A 17,469-nucleotide genomic window follows, 5' to 3' on the forward strand; every position below is an offset into this window, starting at 1 on the left:
AAGGTCGTATCACCCGCACGGGTTGGTTGGGAGGCGGCATGTCGGAGATGGTGCAACAGGGCGGCCTGGCCAGCGGAGGCCAGGTCAACCGGGCAGCCAGGCTGCCCAGAACCGCGCGGCGGGCCCAGTTGCTGGCCGCGGCGCAGGACGTGTTCGCCAGGAACGGCTACCACGCCGCCGCCATGGACGAGATCGCCGAGCGCGCCGGGGTCAGCAAGCCCGTGCTCTACCAGCACTTCCCCGGCAAGCTTGAGCTGTACATGGCGCTGCTGGAGATGCACGTCGACGAGCTGATCACGCGCGTCAACGACGCCATGGAGTCCAGCAGCGACAACAAGGCTCGGGTGCGCAACGCGGTCAGCGCGTACTTCGACTTCGTCGACGGCGAGAGCCAGGCCTACCGGCTGGTCTTCGAGTCCGACCTGCGGGGCGAGCCGGCCGTCCAGGCCGCCATCGACCGCGGCACCGACGCGTGCACGGCGGCCATCACCACCACCATCACCGCCGACGCCGGCCTCGACGAGGAACGCGCCCAGCTGCTGGCCGTCGGCCTGGTCGGGATCAGCCAGGTCGCCGCCCGCTCCTGGCTGGCCAACAACCGGTCCATGCCCAAGGAGGAGGCCGTCGCGCTGATCTCCACGCTGGCCTGGAAGGGCATCGGCGGCGGCTACCCGTTGCAGAGCACGTAGCGCCCCCGGGACGGGTAACCTCTACGGAATGCCCGAGCACAGCACCGGGGACGCCAGACGGGACCGCTGGCGCTCACACCGGGCCGCCCGCCGGGCCGAGTTCGTCGAGGCCGCCATGCGCGCCCTCACCGAACACGGCCCCGATGTCGGCATGGAACACATCGCCGCCGAGGCCGGGGTCACCAAACCCGTGCTCTACCGGCACTTCGCCGACAAGGCCGACCTGTTCGTCGCCCTCGGCCAGCGAGGCACCGAGATCCTGTTCGAGCGGCTCATCCCGGCGCTGAACAACGAGGAGGCGCCGGTCCCGCGCATCCGCAAGAGCCTGGACGCCTTCTTCACCACGGTCGAGGAGCACCCGCACCTGTACCGGGTGCTGGTCCGCCGCAGCTTCGCCAAGACCCAGCTCGAACAGGACATCGTCGGCGAGGACAAGGAGCTGATCGCCAACGCGATCGCCGCCCTGCTCGGCGACTACCTGCGCGCGCTGAACATGGACTCCGGCGGGGCCGAGCCGTGGGCGCACGGCATCGTCGGCATGGTCCAGAACGTGAGCGAGTGGTGGCTGGAACGGCGGACGATGAGCCGTGACGCGGTCGTCGAGTACCTGACCCAGATCATCTGGTCGGCGATCGACGGGTTCACCCGCGCCAACGGCATCGTCCTCGACCCGAACAAGCCGCTGGAGGTCAACAAGGTGGTCAAGCTCACCGAGGTCGACCGGACCAGCGACGCGGGCTGACCTACGTCGCGAAACCGACCCGGCGGCTGTCGGCCGTGCCGATCTCCACGTACGCGACCCGGCCGGCCGGCACGACGTAGCGGCGCCCCTTGTCGTCGACCAGGCTCAGGGTCCCGGAGGAGTCCTTCAAAGCGGCCGCCACCAGCGACTCGATCTCGTCGGGCGACTGGTCGCTGTTGAGCACCAGTTCCCGTGCGGTGTCCGCGACTCCGACCTTGACCTCCACGCTGACCTCCGCCTCGTCCCCGAAATGTTGACCTGCCAAGGCTAGCCGAGACCGAGAGCGGTCATCCGCTTGCCATGTGCCTGCTGCAACCGCCGGAACAGCGCCGCGATTCCCGCCAGGTCCCCGGTGCCGGTGACGATCAGCTCGGCGAGCCCGTCACGTTCGGCCACCACGTACTGCGCCTGGGTGAGCGCCTCGCCGAGCAGCCGCCGGCCCCACAGCGTCAGCCGGTCACGCACGGTCCGGTCCCGCTCGATGGCCGCCAGCACCTCCCGCTGCGCGAACGCCGAGTGTCCGGTGTCACCCAGCACCTCGGTCACCAGCTCGCGCGGCGCCGGCTCCAGCCAGGTCCCGATCTCCCGGTACAGGTCGGCCGCCAGCCCGTCGCCGACGTAGGCCTTGACCAGCGACTCCAGCCACGACCTCGGCGCGGTGGAGGCGTGCCAGGTGTCGAAGTGCCCGATGAACGGCCGCATCGCCTCCTGCACGTCCAGGTCGTAGCCGGCGAGGAAGGTCTCGATCAGCGTGTAGTGCGCGATCTCGGCCGCGGCCATGGCCGACAGCGCCGCCCGGCCCGACAGCGTCGGCGCCTGCCGGGCGTCCTCGGCGAGGCGGTCGAAGGCCGAGAGCTCGCCGTAGGCCAGCACGCCCAGAAGATCGACCGTCCCGGGGTCGAGTGACGACTCGCTCATGGGGCAGAGGGTATCGGCACGCCGACGCAGGTAGACTGGCCAGGACGTGAGCTGTCACCGGCCGCGTCCACAAGAGGGTGTGCGCGCCTCGCCGGCCCTCCCGCACCGATTTTCGCGCGTGCGGTCGAGCGGCCCGTCCAGGGCGGAGCGCGCTGGACCAAGAGGAGAATCTCATCACCGTCACAACCGACAACCACGACAACCAACAGGACACCGACACCGACGCCGTCACGCTGGAGCACAGCGAGGCAGGGCTTCCGGAGTCGGACACCTCACACCCGCTGCAGGCCGGCGCGCCGGTGCGCGACGACTCCCCCACCTTCGCCGAGTTCGGCGTCCGCGAGGAGATCGTCCGGGCGCTCACCGAGGCCGGGATCGAGCGGACCTTCGCCATCCAGGAGCTGACCCTGCCGCTGGCGCTGGCCGGCGAGGACGTCATCGGCCAGGCCCGTACGGGCACCGGCAAGACGCTGGGCTTCGGCGTCCCGCTGCTCCAGCGGCTCACCACCCCCGGCGACGGCACCCCCCAGGTCCTGGTGGTCGTGCCGACCCGCGAGCTGTGCCTGCAGGTCACCCACGACCTCACCGACGCCGGCAAGCACCTCGGCGTGCGGGTGCTGTCCATCTACGGCGGCCGTCCCTACGAGCCGCAGATCGAGGCGCTGCGCAAGGGCGTCGACATCGTCGTCGGCACACCGGGCCGGCTGCTCGACCTGGCCGAACAGCGCCACCTGGTGCTCGGCAAGGTCGCCGCGCTGGTGCTCGACGAGGCCGACCGGATGCTCGACCTCGGCTTCCTGCCCGACATCGAGCGGATCCTGCGGATGGTCCCCGACGAGCGGCAGACGATGCTGTTCTCGGCGACCATGCCCGGCCCGATCATCACGCTGGCCCGCACGTTCCTGCACCAGCCGACGCACATCCGGGCCGAGGAGACCGACGCGGGCGCCATCCACGAGCGCACCCGCCAGTTCGTCTACCGGGCCCACTCGCTGGACAAGATCGAGGTCGTCGCCCGTGCGCTGCAGGCCGAGGGCCGCGGCCTGACGATGATCTTCAGCCGCACCAAGCGGACCGCCCAGAAGGTCGCCGACGACCTCACCGAGCGCGGCTTCGCGGTCGCCGCGGTGCACGGTGACCTGGGTCAGGGCGCCCGCGAGCAGGCGCTGCGCGCGTTCCGCGCCGGCAAGGTCGACGTGCTGATCGCCACCGACGTCGCCGGTCGCGGCATCGACATCGAGGGCGTCACGCACGTGATCAACTTCCAGTGCCCGGAGGACGACGGCTCCTACGTGCACCGGATCGGCCGCACCGGCCGCGCCGGGCGCGAGGGCGTCGCGATCACCCTGGTCGACTGGGACGAGGAGCCGCGCTGGAAGCTGATCAGCGACACCCTCGGCCTGGGCATTCCGGAGCCGGTGGAGACCTACTCCACCTCCGAGCACCTGTTCTCCGACCTGGGCATCCCGGAAGGCTCGACCGGCCGGCTGCCGCTGTCCAAGCGGACCCGCGCCGGCCTGTCCGCCGAGCCGGAGGAGGACCTGGGCGGCAAGACCAAGGGGGGCCGGGGCCGGGGTGGCCGTTCGCGGACCCGCCGGCGCGCCGGTGAGACCAAGGCCACCGGCGGCGGCGAGCGTCAGCACACCACCGACGGCGAGGGCGGCGGCGAGCGTCCCCGGCGGCGGCGTCGCCGGGGCGGTGCGGAGACCGGCCAGCAGTCCGAGGCGGCGGCCGAGACCACCTCGCCCAGCGGCCGCACCGACGGCCCCCGCCGGCGGCGTCGCCGTCGCGCGGGCGTCGAGGTGGCCGGTGGCGAGGCACCGAACGCGAGCGAAACAGCGTCTTCGGCAGACTGACCCCTCGTGAGAGGTTACGGGGACGAGGACGTGCTCGACGGTCCTGAGCCGGAGTCCGCGGGTGAACGCACCCGTTTCCGGCGCAGGCGGGACGTGGCGACGGCGGCGGTGATCGCCGCCGTCGCGGTGGCCGCCGGCCTGCTCGTGTGGCAGTCCAGCGACGTTCGCGCCACCACGTCGACCACCTACTCCGGCCCGGCGCCGTCCCCGGCCCTGCCGACCACGTTCCCGCCCTCGCTGGGCGAGTCCTGGCGGGCGAACAGCCCCGCGACGCCGGAGCCGGTCACGGTCGGCCCGGCGGTGGTCACCGGCGACGGCGGCGACGTCGTGGGCCGGGACCCGATCACCGGCGAGGAACGCTGGCGCTACAGCCGTGACCTGCCGCTGTGCACGGTCACCAGTGCCTGGTCGCTGTCGATCGCGGTGTACGAGAAGAAGTCGGACCTGCTACCGGCCGGCGATCCGCGCCGCGCGGGCGGGTGCAGCGAGGTCACCGCGCTGGACCCGGCCACCGGCCAGCGCGGCAAGCCGGCGCAGCCCGACGACCAGCGGACCCGCCCCGACCTGGGCCAACGCAACTCCGATGCCGAACTGGGCACGCGGCTGCTGTTCGACGGCAACTACGTGACCACCACCGGCAGCCGGCTGCTCACCACGTGGCGTTCGGACCTGGTGCAGACCATGGAGTACGGCCGGGTCCCGGCGCTGCAGAACCCGGACAAGCAGCCGCGTACCGACTGCGAGTACGGCACGGTCGCCGTCGACGAGGGTCGGGTCGGCGTGATCGAACGCTGCCCGGACGAGCAGGCCGACCGGCTGACGGTCTACCGCGCCACCGGCAACGACGGCTCCGACAAGCCGGAGGAAGTCTCCAGCAAGATCATCGGTACTCATGGTTCCCGACTGATCGCCCTGAGTGACGAGTGCAAGATCGGCGCCGAGGACGAGAACTCCACCCAGCAGTGCTCGGTGGTCGTGGTCCCGAACCCGGCGCGGCTGCTGGTGTTCGACGAGGAGGGCGAGCAGGTCGGCGAGCACCCGCTGTCGCTGTCGCCCGGTGACCTGCCCGACGAGGATCCGCCCGGCCACGCCGTGGCGACCTACGAGGCCCCCGGCGCCATCTACTGGTTCACCGGCTCCCGCACGATCGCCCTGTCCAAGGCCGACCTCCGTCCCCTGTGGACGGTCGAGAACGCGGTCGGCCCCGGCACGCTGTTCGCCAACCGGATGCTGGTGCCGGTGGTCGACGGGATCGTCGTCCTGAACCCGGTCGACGGCGAGGTCCGGGGCCGGATCCCGGTGGACCGGGGCGGCTCGCGCGAGCTGGTGACGATGTCGGCCACCGGCCCGATGGTCCTGGAGCAGCGCGGTGACGTGTTGGTAGCGCTTCGCTGATTTCAACGACCCTCTACGGCGCTTCGAGGGTTTCTGCTGCACACTCGAGAGGTGAGCCAGCTACCGCCGTCGCAGATCAGCCCGCACCGTGGGCTGCGCGTCGAGCTGCCGGGCCGCTACGGCCCGATCGCCGCGCTGCGCGCCAGGACCCCCGAGATCCACGGGCACCCGGCGCCGATCGCGCTGCTGGTCCCCGGCTACACCGGTTCCAAGGAGGACTTCGCACCGCTGCTGGACCCGATCACCGACGCCGGGATGCACGCGGTCGCGATCGACCTGCCCGGCCAGTACGAGTCCGACGGCCCGGCCGAGGAGTCGGCCTACCTGCCGGCCGCGCTGGGGGCGGTGTTGGCCGAGCTGGCCGGCAAGCTGTCCGCCGAGGGCAACCGGGTGGTCCTGCTCGGCCACTCGTTCGGCGGTCTGGTCGCCCGCGCCGCCGTCCTGGCCGGGGCGCCGGTCGTCGGCCTCACCCTGCTGGACTCCGGCCCGTCCGAGCTGCCCGACGGCCAGCGCCGCAGGGCCCTCGACGCCGGCGACCCGATGTTGCGCCGCCACGGCATCGCCGCGGCCCAGCGGCTTCAGGAGGAGCTGGCCCGCAACGCCCCCGCCAAGGATCCGGCGCTCGCGGCGTTCCTGCGGGAACGGTTCCTGCGCACCAGGCCCGAGGCGCTGCTGGGCATGGGCCAGGCGCTGCGCACCGAACCGGACCAGGTCTCGACGCTGGCCAGGCAGCTGCACACCCAGGGCATCCCGTGCCTGGTCACCTGTGGCGAGTACGACGACGCCTGGTCGGTGCCGGCCCAGCGGGACATGGCCGACCGGCTGGACGCGGACTTCGCCGTCATCCCGGACGCGGGACACTCGCCGAACACCGAGAACCCGCCGATGCTGCTGGCGACCCTGCTGCCGACCTGGCGGTCCTGGCTCAACGCCTGACGATCAGGCCCACCACAGCAGCCACAGCGTCAGCCCGGTGACGAGCACGACGGCCAGCGACGCGAGGGTCACCCGCAGGCCGCTGGCCCGGTCGGCGACCCGCTGGACCACCACCGCGATCATCGCCGCGCCGACGTGGCCGAGGACCATCGCCGCGCCGGGGCCTGGCATGCCCCGGACCCAGGCCAGGACCTGGAAGACCACGACCACGACCGCCAGCACGCACAGGCCGACGGTCAGCGCGCCGGCCAGCTCCCGGCCGAATCCGCCCCGGGCGGCGCGGGTCCGATCGGGGTGCTGGGCGTCGAGGGCGACCGTGGTGGCGCCCGGCGACGCCAGCGGGACCGTCGGTGAGTTGTCCTGAGCCACGCCTACCCCTTCGTCACCTCGTCCGTGCGGGCGAGCAGCGCCCACGGCTCCACCTGCGGACCCGCGGCCTGGCCCTCGGGACAGCTGCGCCGGAAGTCGCACCACGAACACTGCCGCCCCACGTTCGGCGGGAACAACACGTCCTGGTCGCCGCCGGCGTGGAGGGTATCCGTCGCGAGGTTGAACTCCTCGGCCGCCTCCTCCGCCCTGGTGCGATGCCTGGTCAGCGACTCCTCGGAGTGCTCCCAGACCGCCACGGTCCCGCTCGGTAGGTGATGCAGCTCAACACGCCGGCACGGCCGGCGCAAGGTCCGCCGCGCGGCCAGTACGTAGAGTGCCAGCGCCTGTGACGCTCTGGCGTCGTCGGTGGTGAGCACCGAACGGCCGGTCTTGTAGTCGACGATGACCAGTTCGCCGTCGCGCTCGTCGATGCGGTCGACCCGGCCCTCGGCCACGATCGTGCCGATCGGCGCGGACACCCAGCGCTCCAGGCCGATCGGGTCCTGCGACACGTCGGTCTCGGCGACGTAGCCGGCGACCCAGTCGCCGGCGAGCTCCCGGTAGGTGGCGGCCTGCGTCGGGCCGGCGAAGCCGTCGTCCTTCCAGTGCCGGCCGACCAGCGCGGCGGCGGCGTCGGGGGTGCGGTCGCGGGCGGGCAGGTCGAACAGCGCGCGCAACGCGTTGTGCACCACGGCGCCGAGGGTGCTGTGCGCGAACGCGCCGCCGCGCGGCGGCGTCGGCCGGTCGACGTAGGCCATGCGGTACCGGCGGGGGCAGTCCATCCAGGTCGCGATGCGCGACGGCGTGACCTTGATGAGCTTGCGCGGCATGGCATCGAACCCGAGTTGCACCCCACAACGGTAGAGCAGCGCACCGACAGTCCCGCGACCCGTTGTGCCGCGAGGACTACCCGGCGATGAACCCGCGCACCGAGTCGGCGATCAGCTGGACCGCGATGGCGGCCAGCAGCAGACCGGCGATCTTGGCGAGCAGGGTGATCCCGCTGTCCTTGATGACCCGGATGACCGCGCCGGAGTACCGCAGGCACAGCCACAGCACCAGGTGCACCGCGACGATCGCGGAGGCCAACGCCAGGTAGGACCCGAACGAGCCCTCGGCCTGGCGCACGAACACGATCGTGGCCGCGATGGCGCCCGGCCCGGCGAGCAGCGGGGTTCCCAACGGCACCAGCGCGACGTTGACGTCGTCCACGACCTGCGGCTCGGTGGTCCCCCGCCCGGTGAGCAGGTCGAGCGCGATCAGCAGCAGCAGCAACCCGCCGGCGCCCTGCAGGGCGGGGATCCCGATGTGCAGGTAGGACAGGATCACCTCCCCGCCGATGGCGAACAGGCTGATCACCGACAGCGACACCAGTACCGCCTGCCGGGCCGCCCGCGTCCGCGCCGCCTTCGGCCGCCGCCCCACCAGGCTGAGGAACACCGGCACGGTCCCCGGCGGATCCATGATCACCACCAGGGTGATCGTCACCTCCGCGAACAACCGCAGGTCGAACATCAGCCCACCTCACCAGCTCCCACACCACGCCTCGACACCACGCCGCGACACCACGGCCCGCACACCCTCACCCGGCCCCGCCAGCGCACACAAGCCCGTCCGCACGAGCCGACCAGCGCGGACCGGCCTGTCACCCGTCGGTGCGACCGACGCGCGCGGACGGGTCCGGTCAGGTGCCGGTGACCACGTCCACGCCGGTGGCGCGGGCGGTGATGGCGTCCAGCTGGGTGGGGTCGGTGGTTTCCTGGCCGAGACGGATCACCTTGTTGGTGCCGTGGTAATCACTCGATCCGGTCATGATCAGGTCGAGGTCGGCGGCCAGGGCGCGGAGTTCGGCGCGGGCCGTCTCGTCGTGGTCAGGGTGGTCGACCTCGACGCCGGCCAGGCCAACGCCGGCCAGGTCCTTGATGACCTCGGCGGTGACCGTGGGGCCCCGGCGGTGGGCGAACGCGTGGGCCAGCACCGTGACCCCGCCGGCCAGGCTGATCATCTCGATCTGGTCCTCGACCGGGGTCCGGGAGCTGGGCACGTAGTAGCGGCCCCGGTCGTTCAGGTACTTCGCGAACGCCTCGTCCACTGTGGACACCACACCCGCCTTGACCAGGGCCATCGCGATGTGCGGGCGCCCGGCTGTCGAGTCCTCTGGGACGCCGGCCAGCAGGGTCTCGGCGTCGACCGGCAGACCGTCGGCGGCCATCCGGCCGGCGATCGTGGTCAGGCGGACCCGTCTCGCGGCCCTGGTCCTGGCGTGTTCGGCCACCACGGCCTCGGCCTGCGGGTCGAACAGGTACGCCAGCAGATGCACGGTGCAGAACCCGCCCCGGCCGTCCTGGCTGACGCACGACAGCTCCGCCCCGCGCACCAGCCGCAGGCCGGGCGGCAGCGCGGCGACGGCCTCCGCCCAGCCGGCGGTGGTGTCGTGGTCGGTGATGGCCAGCGCCGACAGGCCCGCGGCGGCCGCGTTGGCGACCAACTCGGCCGGGGTGTCGGTGCCGTCGGACGCTGTCGAGTGGGTGTGCAGATCGATCCTCACACCGCCATTGAACGTGACCGGCCCGCCGGCGTCCCGCCGAGGTGACCGGTCACGCCCCGCTCACGCCTTGGCGCGGCGTTTGGCCAGCTTCTGGGCCCGGACCATCGAGAACCGTTTGGCCTGGGCGTCCTTGTCCCCGAAGACGAGTTCGGAGATGGCGTCGTAGACCTGTTCGGCCTTGGGCAGGTAGTCCAGACGGTTCAGCGCCTGGATCTGACCGGCCGACTCGACGATCATGGTTCCGTAGCCGAGGATGCGGCCCATCACCGGCCGCTCGTAGGTGAGGTCGGTCACCTTGCCGATCGGCATCATCAGGACCTTGGTGGTGATGATGCCGGTCGTCATCATCATGCGTTTGTCCGTGACCACGATGCGCTCGACCCACCACATCAGCACGACGTAGGCCAGGCGCAACACCACGAACAACGCGGCGTACCAGAGCACGTTCTGCAGCAGCCACAGCGACGGCGGCAGCAGGTAGGAGACCATCACCGCGACGGCGAGCAGTGCCACCGCCTCGAAGAGGTCCCAGGTGAGGCACGCCCAGTGCAGGCGCACCCGGATCACCCGTCGTTCGGTGTCCAACAGGTACTCGTCTGAATCCCGTGGCGCGAACATGTTCGAACGGTACCGGCTCAGGTCGCGAAGACCGAGCGAACGAACATGATCACAGCTTCGGCGGCATCCTTGAGGGTGTTCAGGATCGAGGTCACCAGCGCGGCCGACTGGACCGGTTGGGTCACCAGGAAGAACACCACCAACGCAGCGCCGGAAATAATCAGAACCTTCTTGACATTCACGCGGCTACTCCGTGTCCTACGCGATCCGTGCTAGGCGATCCGTGATCGTCGGTTGGTTGACTACTGACATGACTGACATGACATAGCTTGAAACACTTGTACCGCACCGCGCAGCCAAACGGGAGCCTAGTCCCGCTCTTGGGGCAGTGGCATGGTGTGGTAGCTCGATTCGGCTACGCTCGGTACCCGTGACGGGTGCCGATCTTCCGATGATCAGGTGTGTCGGGGCGGTTGTTCATGACGCAGCGGGACGATTGCTGATGGTCCGGCGGGGAACCTCGCCCGGACGGGGTCTCTGGACCCTGCCCGGTGGCCGGGTGGAGTCGGGCGAAACGGACCACGACGCACTTGTTCGCGAGTTGCTTGAAGAAACCGGACTGCGTGTGAAACCAGGGAATCTGGTGGGTCGCGTGGAACGGGCCGCCCCCGCCGGGGTGTACGAGATCTTCGACTACGCGGCAACGGCCCTGTCAGGGGAACCCCGTCCCGGTGACGACGCCGCGGCCGTCGCCTGGATTGACTTCGACGATTTTCACTCCATGGAGCGAAAAGGCCAGCTTGTCGAGCAGCTAGCGGTCACATTACGTGAATGGAACGTGCTTCCCGCCGCTTGAGCCAGACGCCAGCGGCGAACCAGTTCAGACAAGCCATTCCATGCGTTCGCCGTGCCAGGCGGTCCTGGCCAGCGCGGTGGCCCTCGGGGCACCATCGACCCAACGGACCAACCCCAGTACTCCGAACGTGCGCTCCCCCGGCGCCGAGGTCAGGTCGTCGCGGTCGGGCAGCAACCGGTGGAACGCGGCGCGGTAGCCCTCCATGCTCACCCACCACACCGGGCGGCGGGCGGCCAGCCGGCCCAGCTCGGCGATGAACTCGCCGCGCCGCTGTTCGGACAGCAGCCACAGCACGTTCGACGTGAGGACCACGATCGGCTCATCGGCGGGCACCCGCCCGGCGACCGCCGCCAGGTCGCCGACGGCGTCGCCCCGGACCAGCTCCGGCGGCGACTTGCGCTGGGCGGCGGCCGCCGCCCCGAACAGCCGCAGCCGCTCGGGCTGGTCGGGCCAGATGCACGCCTCCAGCCACGCGTACTGGTCCTCGTCGGCCAGGTCCACCGGGTTGGGGTCCAGGCCGATCCTGGTCGCCACCGTCAGCTTCTTCGGGATCGTGGGCAGTGTCGCGCCGGGGGCCACCGCCAGGGCACAGTGCACGCCGACCGTCGAGCGCGCCGGGCCGGCGACCAGCTGGCCGGCCTGCTCGGTCTGGTACCGGTAGGAGTAGCTCGCCATCCCCAGCAGCAGACCGGCGCTCGTGCCGACCTCCAGCAGGGCCACCGGCGCCCTGGCCTGTTTGGCGGCCAGCGCCACCGCCGGGTAGAGCATCGCCGCGCGCCGGACCTCGTTGGTCTGGGTCACGTGGGTGGCGATGAGGTCCTTCACCCGATCAGCGCGGTCCAACACGAACGTGCGGAAAAGTGGCCACGTCCCGTTGTCGGGCCCGTAGCTGCCGCCGAGGGACGGGTAGTAGTTCGCCAGCTCGTGGAACGGCTCGGCCTGCAACACCCGCTGCACGGCGGCGAACAGCAGCGTCGGGTGCGCGGACTCGGCGGAGGTCGCCGTCAGCAGCCCGGCGATCTCCGGCTCGTCGGCGACGTGACCAGCCAGATGGCTGTACAGCGGGGAGATCGCGGCGGTGTCGTCGGCGGCGAAGCGCCGCAACCGTTCCTGGATCTGGTCGAGCGTGGCCGCTGGCATGACGATCAGTCTGCCCGAGGCTCCGGCCGGCCCGGCTGTTCGCCGCCCCGCGCCTCACCGTAGGAACGCTTGGGGATCATCACCTTCCGGCGGAAGATGCACACGATCGTGCCGTCCTGCTTGTAACCGCGTGTCTCCACGTACACGACGCCCCGGTCGTCCTTCGACTTCGACGGCGTCTTGTCCAGCACCTCGGTCTCGCCGTAGATGGTGTCGCCGTGGAAGGTCGGCTTGACGTGCCGCAGCGACTCGATCTCCAGGTTCGCGATCGCCTTGCCGGACACGTCGGGCACCGACATGCCCAGCAGCAGCGAGTACACGTAGTTGCCGACGACGACGTTCTTGCCGAAGTCGGTGGTGTTCTCCGCGTAGTTCGTGTCCAGGTGCAGCGGATGGTGGTTCATCGTCAACAGGCAGAACAGATGGTCGTCGTACTCGGTGACCGTCTTGCCAGGCCAGTGCTTGTACACCGCACCGACCTCGAACTCCTCGTAGTACCGGCCGAACTGCACAGTTGCCTCCCCGGACCGTCCGAACTCAACGCAGTCTGCCAGGTGGAGTACCCTTGACAACTGGTGTGTGAGACAGCTACCACCACCATCGCCGACCCTGAGGAGGTGAGGACGCGTGAGCGACCCGCATAACCATGACGGTGCGACCGGTTGCAGTACGACCCGCGTCCTCGCCGGAGGGTTCACCCACTAGGGCAGGCCCGAGGTTTCCGGCCGGACGCTCCGGCGCCGGAGTACTCCGGCGCGTCGTGATCGACGTCCATCGCTGGAGGAAACATGCCTGCCATCCCTTCGCTCGGCCTGCGGGGCCGCGCCAACCGGCGTGCCGCCGCCTCGGTCCTGGACCGGGTCTCGTCCAGTACGCACGTCATCGACTGTGCCGTCTACGTGGACGGAAAGCGTTTGCCCGGCCAGTTCTCGTACGCGGCGGCGATCGCCGAGGTCCGCCGCCGGCGCGACGGCTTCGTCTGGATCGGCCTGTTCGAGCCGGCGGAGGAACAGATCCAGGGCATCGCCGAGACCTTCGGCCTGCACGAGCTGGCGGTCGAGGACGCGGTCACCGCGCACCAGCGCCCCAAGCTCGACCGCTACGAGGAAAACCTGTTCATGGTCCTCAAGACGGTCCGCTACATCGACCACGAGTCGCCGACCAGCGCCAGCGAACTGGTCGACACCGGCGAGATCATGGCCTTCCTCGGCCGCGACTACATCGTCACCGTCCGGCACGGCCGGCATTCGGGCCTCGGTCAGCTGCGCGAGGAGATGGAGGCCGCGCCGGAGCGGCTGCGGGTCGGCCCGGCCGCCGTGCTGCACGGCATCGCCGACCGCGTCGTCGACAGCTACCTGGCCGTCGCCGACGACTTCGAGAACGACATCGACGTGATCGAGACCAGCGTGTTCGCCCCGCGCAGTCCGGTCAGCGCCGAGCAGATGTACCTGATGAAGCGCGAGATCCTGGAGCTGCGCCGCGCGGTCGTGCCGCTGGCCGTCCCGTTGCGCCGGCTCGCCGAGGGCTACACCCCGCTGATCCCCGAGCAGGCCCGCTCCTACTTCCGTGACGTCGACGACCACCTCACGACGGTCTCCGAGCGGGTGGCGAGCTTCGACGAACTGCTCACCACCCTGGTCGACGCCACCCTCGCGAAGATCAACCTCCAGCAGGCCGCCGACATGCGCAAGATCACCTCGTGGGCGGCGATCATCGCCGTGCCGACGATGGCGGTCGGCGTCTACGGCATGAACTTCGACTACATGCCCGAGCTGCACTGGCGCTTCGGCTATCCCGGCGTGCTGCTGGTGATCCTGGGCGCCTGCCTCATCCTGTACCGAATATTCCGTCGGAACCGATGGCTGTGACCGGGTTCCCCCCGGTCGCCGCCCTCACCGTGGCCCCGCTTCTCCGCCCGACTCCGACGGGAGGTCCCCCCGATGAACCGGCTGCTGACCAACTCACGTTTCTGGATGCTCGCCTTCGTCGTGACCTGGCTCATCCTCGTGACCGTGCTGATCGCCCTCAGCCCGACGATCGCGCCGACCGACGCCGCGCCACCCCGCTGACGACCCTGACCCAGCTCCCGGCGGGGCCGCTGTCCGGCCGGACAGCGGCCCCCGGGCACCTAGTCCTCGTCGCCGATGACCGGCGCGGAGGCCTTGTCCGGCTTGCCGAACACGTCGACCGGGTCGGCCATCACCCGGACCCGGCTCTTGTGGTCGCCGGCCCCGTTCTGGCCGCCCATGCCGCCCATCATCGGCGCCATCGGCATCATGCCCATGCCCCGCCCGCCGGCGCCGGCGGGCGTCGTCGACGCCGGCGCGGCTCCCCCGGGCTGCTTGGGCGCCGGCGGCTGCTCGGTGGCCGAGGTGAACCCGCCGGGCGCGGCCGGACCGGACGCGGCCGCCGCGCCGGCACCGCCACCCATTCCGCCGCCGCCACCACCGCCGACACCGCCGGCCCCTGACTTGCCGGTCTCCGCCGGGGTGTCCGGGGTCGCCACCGCCGGCGGCTTGGGCGCCTCGAACGTCCAGTTGTTCTCCGGGAACGTGTGCGCCATGGTGATCTGCTCGAACGCCTTGGCCCCGTCGACGCCCTCGCACAGGCGCACGAACGCCTCCAGGATCTGGCGCACCGCCTCGAACAGTTCCTTGGTCGGGCGGCGCATCTCGTCCAGGTACAGCCGGGTGCGGTCATCGCCCTGCACCGGCATCACCATCGCCTGGGAGGCCGACTCGGCGGTCTCGCCGAGGATCGACGCCAGCTGCATGACGACCTCGCGGATGCCCTCGCCGGTGATGTCCAGGACGTCGGCGATGCCCAGCATCGCGTCGGACAGATCCTGGCCGGCGAGACCGAACTTCTGCATGTAGTCGATGAACGAGTCGGCCGCCTTGCCGTCCCACGCCGCGTCCAGCCCGCCCAGCGGCGAGCCGAGCGAGGTGGTGACGTCCTGGGCCGCGTCGCCGACCAGCCGCCAGCGGTCGGCCTCGGCGTGCAGGTCGCTCCACCGGCCGACGACCGGCGAGAAGTACTCCTCGACCGGGTCGGACACCCCGAGGTCGGCCGAGAGCCGGGACAGGTACTCCAGGTGCCCGGCCCACCCGTCGGCGACGTCGCGGCCGTCGGGCCCGCAGCGCGGCGCCGTCTCCTCCGGGAGGGTCGCCGCGAGGGTCTGGTCGCTCATCACGCCTCCTTGCCGCGGACCACCGTCACCGCGCCCTCGTCGTCGGTGTCCTGGTAGACCTTGCTGACCTCGCCCAGGCCGGTCGACGCCGACCGCAGCGCCTCGACGGCCCGGTCCAGCTGGTCACGCAGGGCCTGTGCGGCGCGCCCGTAGGCCTCGGTGCTGCGCGTGGTCCGGCCGAGCTGGCCGAACGACTCGTCGGTCAGCGGATCGGTGGCCATGGTCCGCACGCCCTCGTCGAGTGCGGACGCGCTGGCGTCGGTGAGCTTCGCGTAGCCGCCGACCCAGTCGGCGTCGAACTTGATCCCGGTCACGGGCGGCCCCTCTCGGCAGGCGGGGTCGAAAGACACGTCGAGTGTTCCGACGATAGGCCCCTCGAGAGGGTTCCCGTACCCGCGAAAGTTGGGCCGCCCGGCCCAAGGTGCCGTCAACCGCCGGCGGCACCCTGCTGTTCGTCCTCGCCCGGGTACTCGCCCTGGCCGTAGCGCAACGCGTCGTAGCTCTGCTGGGCCTTCTCGACCGACAGCGTCTCGCCGTCGGGCAGCAGGCTCAGGATGTTGCGCGGCGCCGGTTTCTGGTCGTTGAGACCGAGGATCGCGGCCGTGCCGGCGTCCGGGATGCCGTACTTGACGCCCCGGTCGGACACCAGCGTGATCTGCCCGGTGTCGAAGTCGGCCTTGGAGGTGGCCTGGCGCACGACCGCGCCCCGGTGCGCGGGCATGTAGAAGTAGTCGATGCGCACGCCGTCGGCGCCGGGCGTGGAGATGGCGACCGGCTTGGGGTTGCCGGGAACCTTCTTGCCGATGTAGACGGCCGTCCGCTCCTCGCGGTTGTCGCCCTCGCCGATCGTCTTCCAGCTCAGGCAGGCGACCGGCCAGTTCTTGGCCAGCAGCACCTCGGTCTGCTGCTCGGGGAAGGTCGTGTCCGGGATCTTGTCGTCGGTCTCGGACCGGGTGACCACCTCGGGGCTGACCGCCTCCATCTCGCTGTTGGGGCTGTGCCGGAAGCGCAGCATGTCGGCGGTGGTCTTCTTGATCCGCTCGATCGCGTCGCGGTGCACCACGTAGTACTCCGCGGCACTGCCGGCACGCTGCACCTCGAACACCGCGCCGACCTTGTTCAGCTCGGAGTTGCCGGTGTCGACGCTGGAGTCCCCGCCCTGGCCGGAGATCTGCGGCACGGCCAGTGCCTGCTTCTCCGGGATGGCGTTGAGCAGGCCGACGCTGATCTCACGCGGCTCGATGCCCTCCAGGGCGAGCGCCTCGGTCACCGCCGGGTCGGACAGGTCGACCCTGGCGCGCACCGCGCTGGTGTTGGGCAGGTTGGCCGAACCGGGCGTGCGGTACACCAGGTAGGCCGGCTGGTCCTCCGGATTCTGGTCCGGCGACTCGACGTCCAGGCGCACCAGCAGCGACTCGTTCTGCCTGAGCTCGGCGCCGAGCTGGTCGACCCCGGCCATCACGGTGGTCTCGGAGTTCTTCTCGGTCGCCACGTTCTTGTCGACCTCGTCCTCCGCGGCGTCACGGTTGAGCGTGGTCTCGTCACACACCGTCCACGGTGGACCGATCCGCTGGTCGGCGCTGGGCAGCAGTTCCGGTGCCTCGGGGATGCCGGCCTTGCGGTCGGTGGGGATGTCGCGCAGCTCGTTGTCGTCGATGATCTTCGGCGCGACGACCTCGGCGCTGCCCGCAGTCGGCTTCTGCGCCTGACCGCCCTGCTCCGCCTGGGCCTGCTGCTGCTGGGCCTGGAGCAGCAACCGCGCCGAGGCGAGGTTGAACACCGGGATCAGCTTCTTCTCCGGCTTGGCGATCAGCACGTAGACCTGGCCCGACGGCTTGGCGATGATGATGCCGTCCTCGTTGGGCGCTTTCGGCTTGGGCGACAGGATGCCCCAGATGAGAAAGCCGATCAGGCCGATGCCGGCCAGGCAGACGCCGACGATCGTCGCACGACTGTGCGTGCGCATCGGGTCGTGCAGCATCACCGCGTCCTTGCGGACCAGCGCTGACTGCATCCGGCGCAGCACGAAGCGATACGCCTGAACTTGGGACTTCGTAGTCGGTGTCGATGGCATTCCGGCCTCTACAGCTCCCCACTCGCGGTACCGTTCCGCAGGATAGACCTACCGGCGTCGGTTGCAGGCGGGTTCGCACGGATCGGCACAATCGTGCGCCGGGAGCACACACGAGGGGAAGATTCGAGCGGATGTCGGTGAGCACTCCTCCACGTCAGGGCAGGACGCCTCCACCGGGCCAACCGCCGAGACCGCCGG

At 70.7% G+C, this 17,469-nt stretch carries 21 protein-coding genes; 8 read left to right on the forward strand and 13 right to left on the reverse strand.

Annotated elements, in window-relative coordinates:
• Nucleotides 1-38: 38 nt before the first annotated feature.
• On the forward strand, nt 39-689 hold the full coding sequence (locus BLA60_RS12960; RefSeq protein WP_075133104.1) for a TetR/AcrR family transcriptional regulator: 651 nt from the start codon (nt 39-41) through the stop codon (nt 687-689).
• 28 nt (nt 690-717) lie between these two features.
• Complete coding sequence (locus BLA60_RS12965; protein ID WP_075133105.1) at nt 718-1,431, forward strand: TetR/AcrR family transcriptional regulator; 714 nt, start codon at nt 718-720, stop codon at nt 1,429-1,431.
• Between the two features lies 1 nt (nt 1,432).
• Here BLA60_RS12965 and BLA60_RS12970 read toward each other — a convergent pair whose 3' ends face one another.
• Both BLA60_RS12970 and BLA60_RS12975 read right to left on the reverse strand, forming a co-directional pair.
• Entirely contained in the window at nt 1,433-1,657 is a 225-nt protein-coding gene (locus BLA60_RS12970; protein WP_075133106.1) for a DUF3107 domain-containing protein, read from the reverse strand.
• 41 nt (nt 1,658-1,698) lie between these two features.
• Nucleotides 1,699-2,349, reverse strand: a complete 651-nt coding sequence (locus tag BLA60_RS12975; RefSeq protein ID WP_075133107.1) for a ferritin-like fold-containing protein — start codon at nt 2,347-2,349, stop codon at nt 1,699-1,701.
• A gap of 299 nt (nt 2,350-2,648) precedes the next feature.
• On the opposite strand from BLA60_RS12975, the gene BLA60_RS12980 reads away from it, so the two are divergent.
• Genes BLA60_RS12980 through BLA60_RS12990 form a run of 3 tightly spaced genes read left to right on the forward strand, consistent with a single transcriptional unit; the run spans nt 2,649 to nt 6,536 of the window.
• Nucleotides 2,649-4,205, forward strand: a complete 1,557-nt coding sequence (locus tag BLA60_RS12980) for a DEAD/DEAH box helicase (RefSeq protein ID WP_425427055.1) — start codon at nt 2,649-2,651, stop codon at nt 4,203-4,205.
• Between the two features lie 6 nt (nt 4,206-4,211).
• The gene (locus tag BLA60_RS12985; RefSeq protein WP_211288715.1) at nt 4,212-5,600 is read left to right on the forward strand and encodes an Rv3212 family protein; all 1,389 of its coding nucleotides are present in this window, start codon (nt 4,212-4,214) and stop codon (nt 5,598-5,600) included.
• Nucleotides 5,601-5,651: 51 nt separating this feature from the next.
• Nucleotides 5,652-6,536 (forward strand): alpha/beta fold hydrolase, encoded by an 885-nt coding sequence (locus BLA60_RS12990; protein ID WP_075133108.1) that lies wholly within the window; start codon nt 5,652-5,654, stop codon nt 6,534-6,536.
• 3 nt (nt 6,537-6,539) lie between these two features.
• Here the strand turns inward: BLA60_RS12990 and BLA60_RS12995 are convergent, their stop codons facing one another.
• From BLA60_RS12995 to BLA60_RS44560, 6 genes are all read right to left on the reverse strand, one after another.
• Nucleotides 6,540-6,905: a hypothetical protein gene (locus tag BLA60_RS12995; RefSeq protein ID WP_084734890.1), complete on the reverse strand. Its 366-nt coding sequence runs from the start codon at nt 6,903-6,905 to the stop codon at nt 6,540-6,542.
• Between the two features lie 2 nt (nt 6,906-6,907).
• The gene (locus tag BLA60_RS13000) at nt 6,908-7,735 is read right to left on the reverse strand and encodes a RecB family exonuclease (RefSeq protein ID WP_075133376.1); all 828 of its coding nucleotides are present in this window, start codon (nt 7,733-7,735) and stop codon (nt 6,908-6,910) included.
• A 76-nt stretch (nt 7,736-7,811) separates the two neighbouring features.
• A complete protein-coding gene (locus BLA60_RS13005) occupies nt 7,812-8,420 on the reverse strand; it encodes a MarC family protein (RefSeq protein WP_075133109.1) in 609 nt (202 codons plus the stop codon).
• A gap of 169 nt (nt 8,421-8,589) precedes the next feature.
• Nucleotides 8,590-9,453, reverse strand: a complete 864-nt coding sequence (locus BLA60_RS13010) for a PHP domain-containing protein (protein WP_075133110.1) — start codon at nt 9,451-9,453, stop codon at nt 8,590-8,592.
• Nucleotides 9,454-9,513: 60 nt separating this feature from the next.
• Entirely contained in the window at nt 9,514-10,071 is a 558-nt protein-coding gene (locus BLA60_RS13015; RefSeq protein WP_075133111.1) for a PH domain-containing protein, read from the reverse strand.
• A 17-nt stretch (nt 10,072-10,088) separates the two neighbouring features.
• Nucleotides 10,089-10,253 (reverse strand): hypothetical protein, encoded by a 165-nt coding sequence (locus BLA60_RS44560; RefSeq protein ID WP_170108396.1) that lies wholly within the window; start codon nt 10,251-10,253, stop codon nt 10,089-10,091.
• Nucleotides 10,254-10,441: 188 nt separating this feature from the next.
• Between BLA60_RS44560 and BLA60_RS13020 the strand changes: the two genes are divergently transcribed.
• On the forward strand, nt 10,442-10,867 hold the full coding sequence (locus tag BLA60_RS13020) for an NUDIX hydrolase (protein WP_342744738.1): 426 nt from the start codon (nt 10,442-10,444) through the stop codon (nt 10,865-10,867).
• Between the two features lie 24 nt (nt 10,868-10,891).
• Here BLA60_RS13020 and BLA60_RS13025 read toward each other — a convergent pair whose 3' ends face one another.
• Together BLA60_RS13025 and BLA60_RS13030 are read right to left on the reverse strand one after the other, a co-directional pair.
• Nucleotides 10,892-12,007: a DUF2332 domain-containing protein gene (locus BLA60_RS13025; RefSeq protein WP_075133113.1), complete on the reverse strand. Its 1,116-nt coding sequence runs from the start codon at nt 12,005-12,007 to the stop codon at nt 10,892-10,894.
• A gap of 5 nt (nt 12,008-12,012) precedes the next feature.
• Entirely contained in the window at nt 12,013-12,519 is a 507-nt protein-coding gene (locus BLA60_RS13030; RefSeq protein WP_075133114.1) for a MaoC family dehydratase, read from the reverse strand.
• A 276-nt stretch (nt 12,520-12,795) separates the two neighbouring features.
• On the opposite strand from BLA60_RS13030, the gene BLA60_RS13035 reads away from it, so the two are divergent.
• Entirely contained in the window at nt 12,796-13,875 is a 1,080-nt protein-coding gene (locus tag BLA60_RS13035; RefSeq protein ID WP_075133115.1) for a magnesium and cobalt transport protein CorA, read from the forward strand.
• Nucleotides 13,876-13,947: 72 nt separating this feature from the next.
• Entirely contained in the window at nt 13,948-14,076 is a 129-nt protein-coding gene (locus BLA60_RS46195) for a hypothetical protein (protein ID WP_281257434.1), read from the forward strand.
• 59 nt (nt 14,077-14,135) lie between these two features.
• Here the strand turns inward: BLA60_RS46195 and BLA60_RS13040 are convergent, their stop codons facing one another.
• From BLA60_RS13040 to eccB, 3 genes are all read right to left on the reverse strand, one after another.
• Entirely contained in the window at nt 14,136-15,197 is a 1,062-nt protein-coding gene (locus BLA60_RS13040) for a WXG100 family type VII secretion target (RefSeq protein WP_245811961.1), read from the reverse strand.
• Entirely contained in the window at nt 15,197-15,511 is a 315-nt protein-coding gene (locus BLA60_RS13045) for a hypothetical protein (RefSeq protein ID WP_075133116.1), read from the reverse strand. The genes BLA60_RS13040 and BLA60_RS13045 overlap by 1 nt, the downstream gene beginning before the upstream one ends.
• Before the next feature lie 113 nt (nt 15,512-15,624).
• The gene (eccB, locus tag BLA60_RS13050) at nt 15,625-17,271 is read right to left on the reverse strand and encodes a type VII secretion protein EccB (RefSeq protein WP_075133117.1); all 1,647 of its coding nucleotides are present in this window, start codon (nt 17,269-17,271) and stop codon (nt 15,625-15,627) included.
• Nucleotides 17,272-17,469 lie beyond the last annotated feature (198 nt).

Source organism: Actinophytocola xinjiangensis (assembly GCF_001921215.1).
Lineage (GTDB): Bacteria > Actinomycetota > Actinomycetes > Mycobacteriales > Pseudonocardiaceae > Actinophytocola > Actinophytocola xinjiangensis.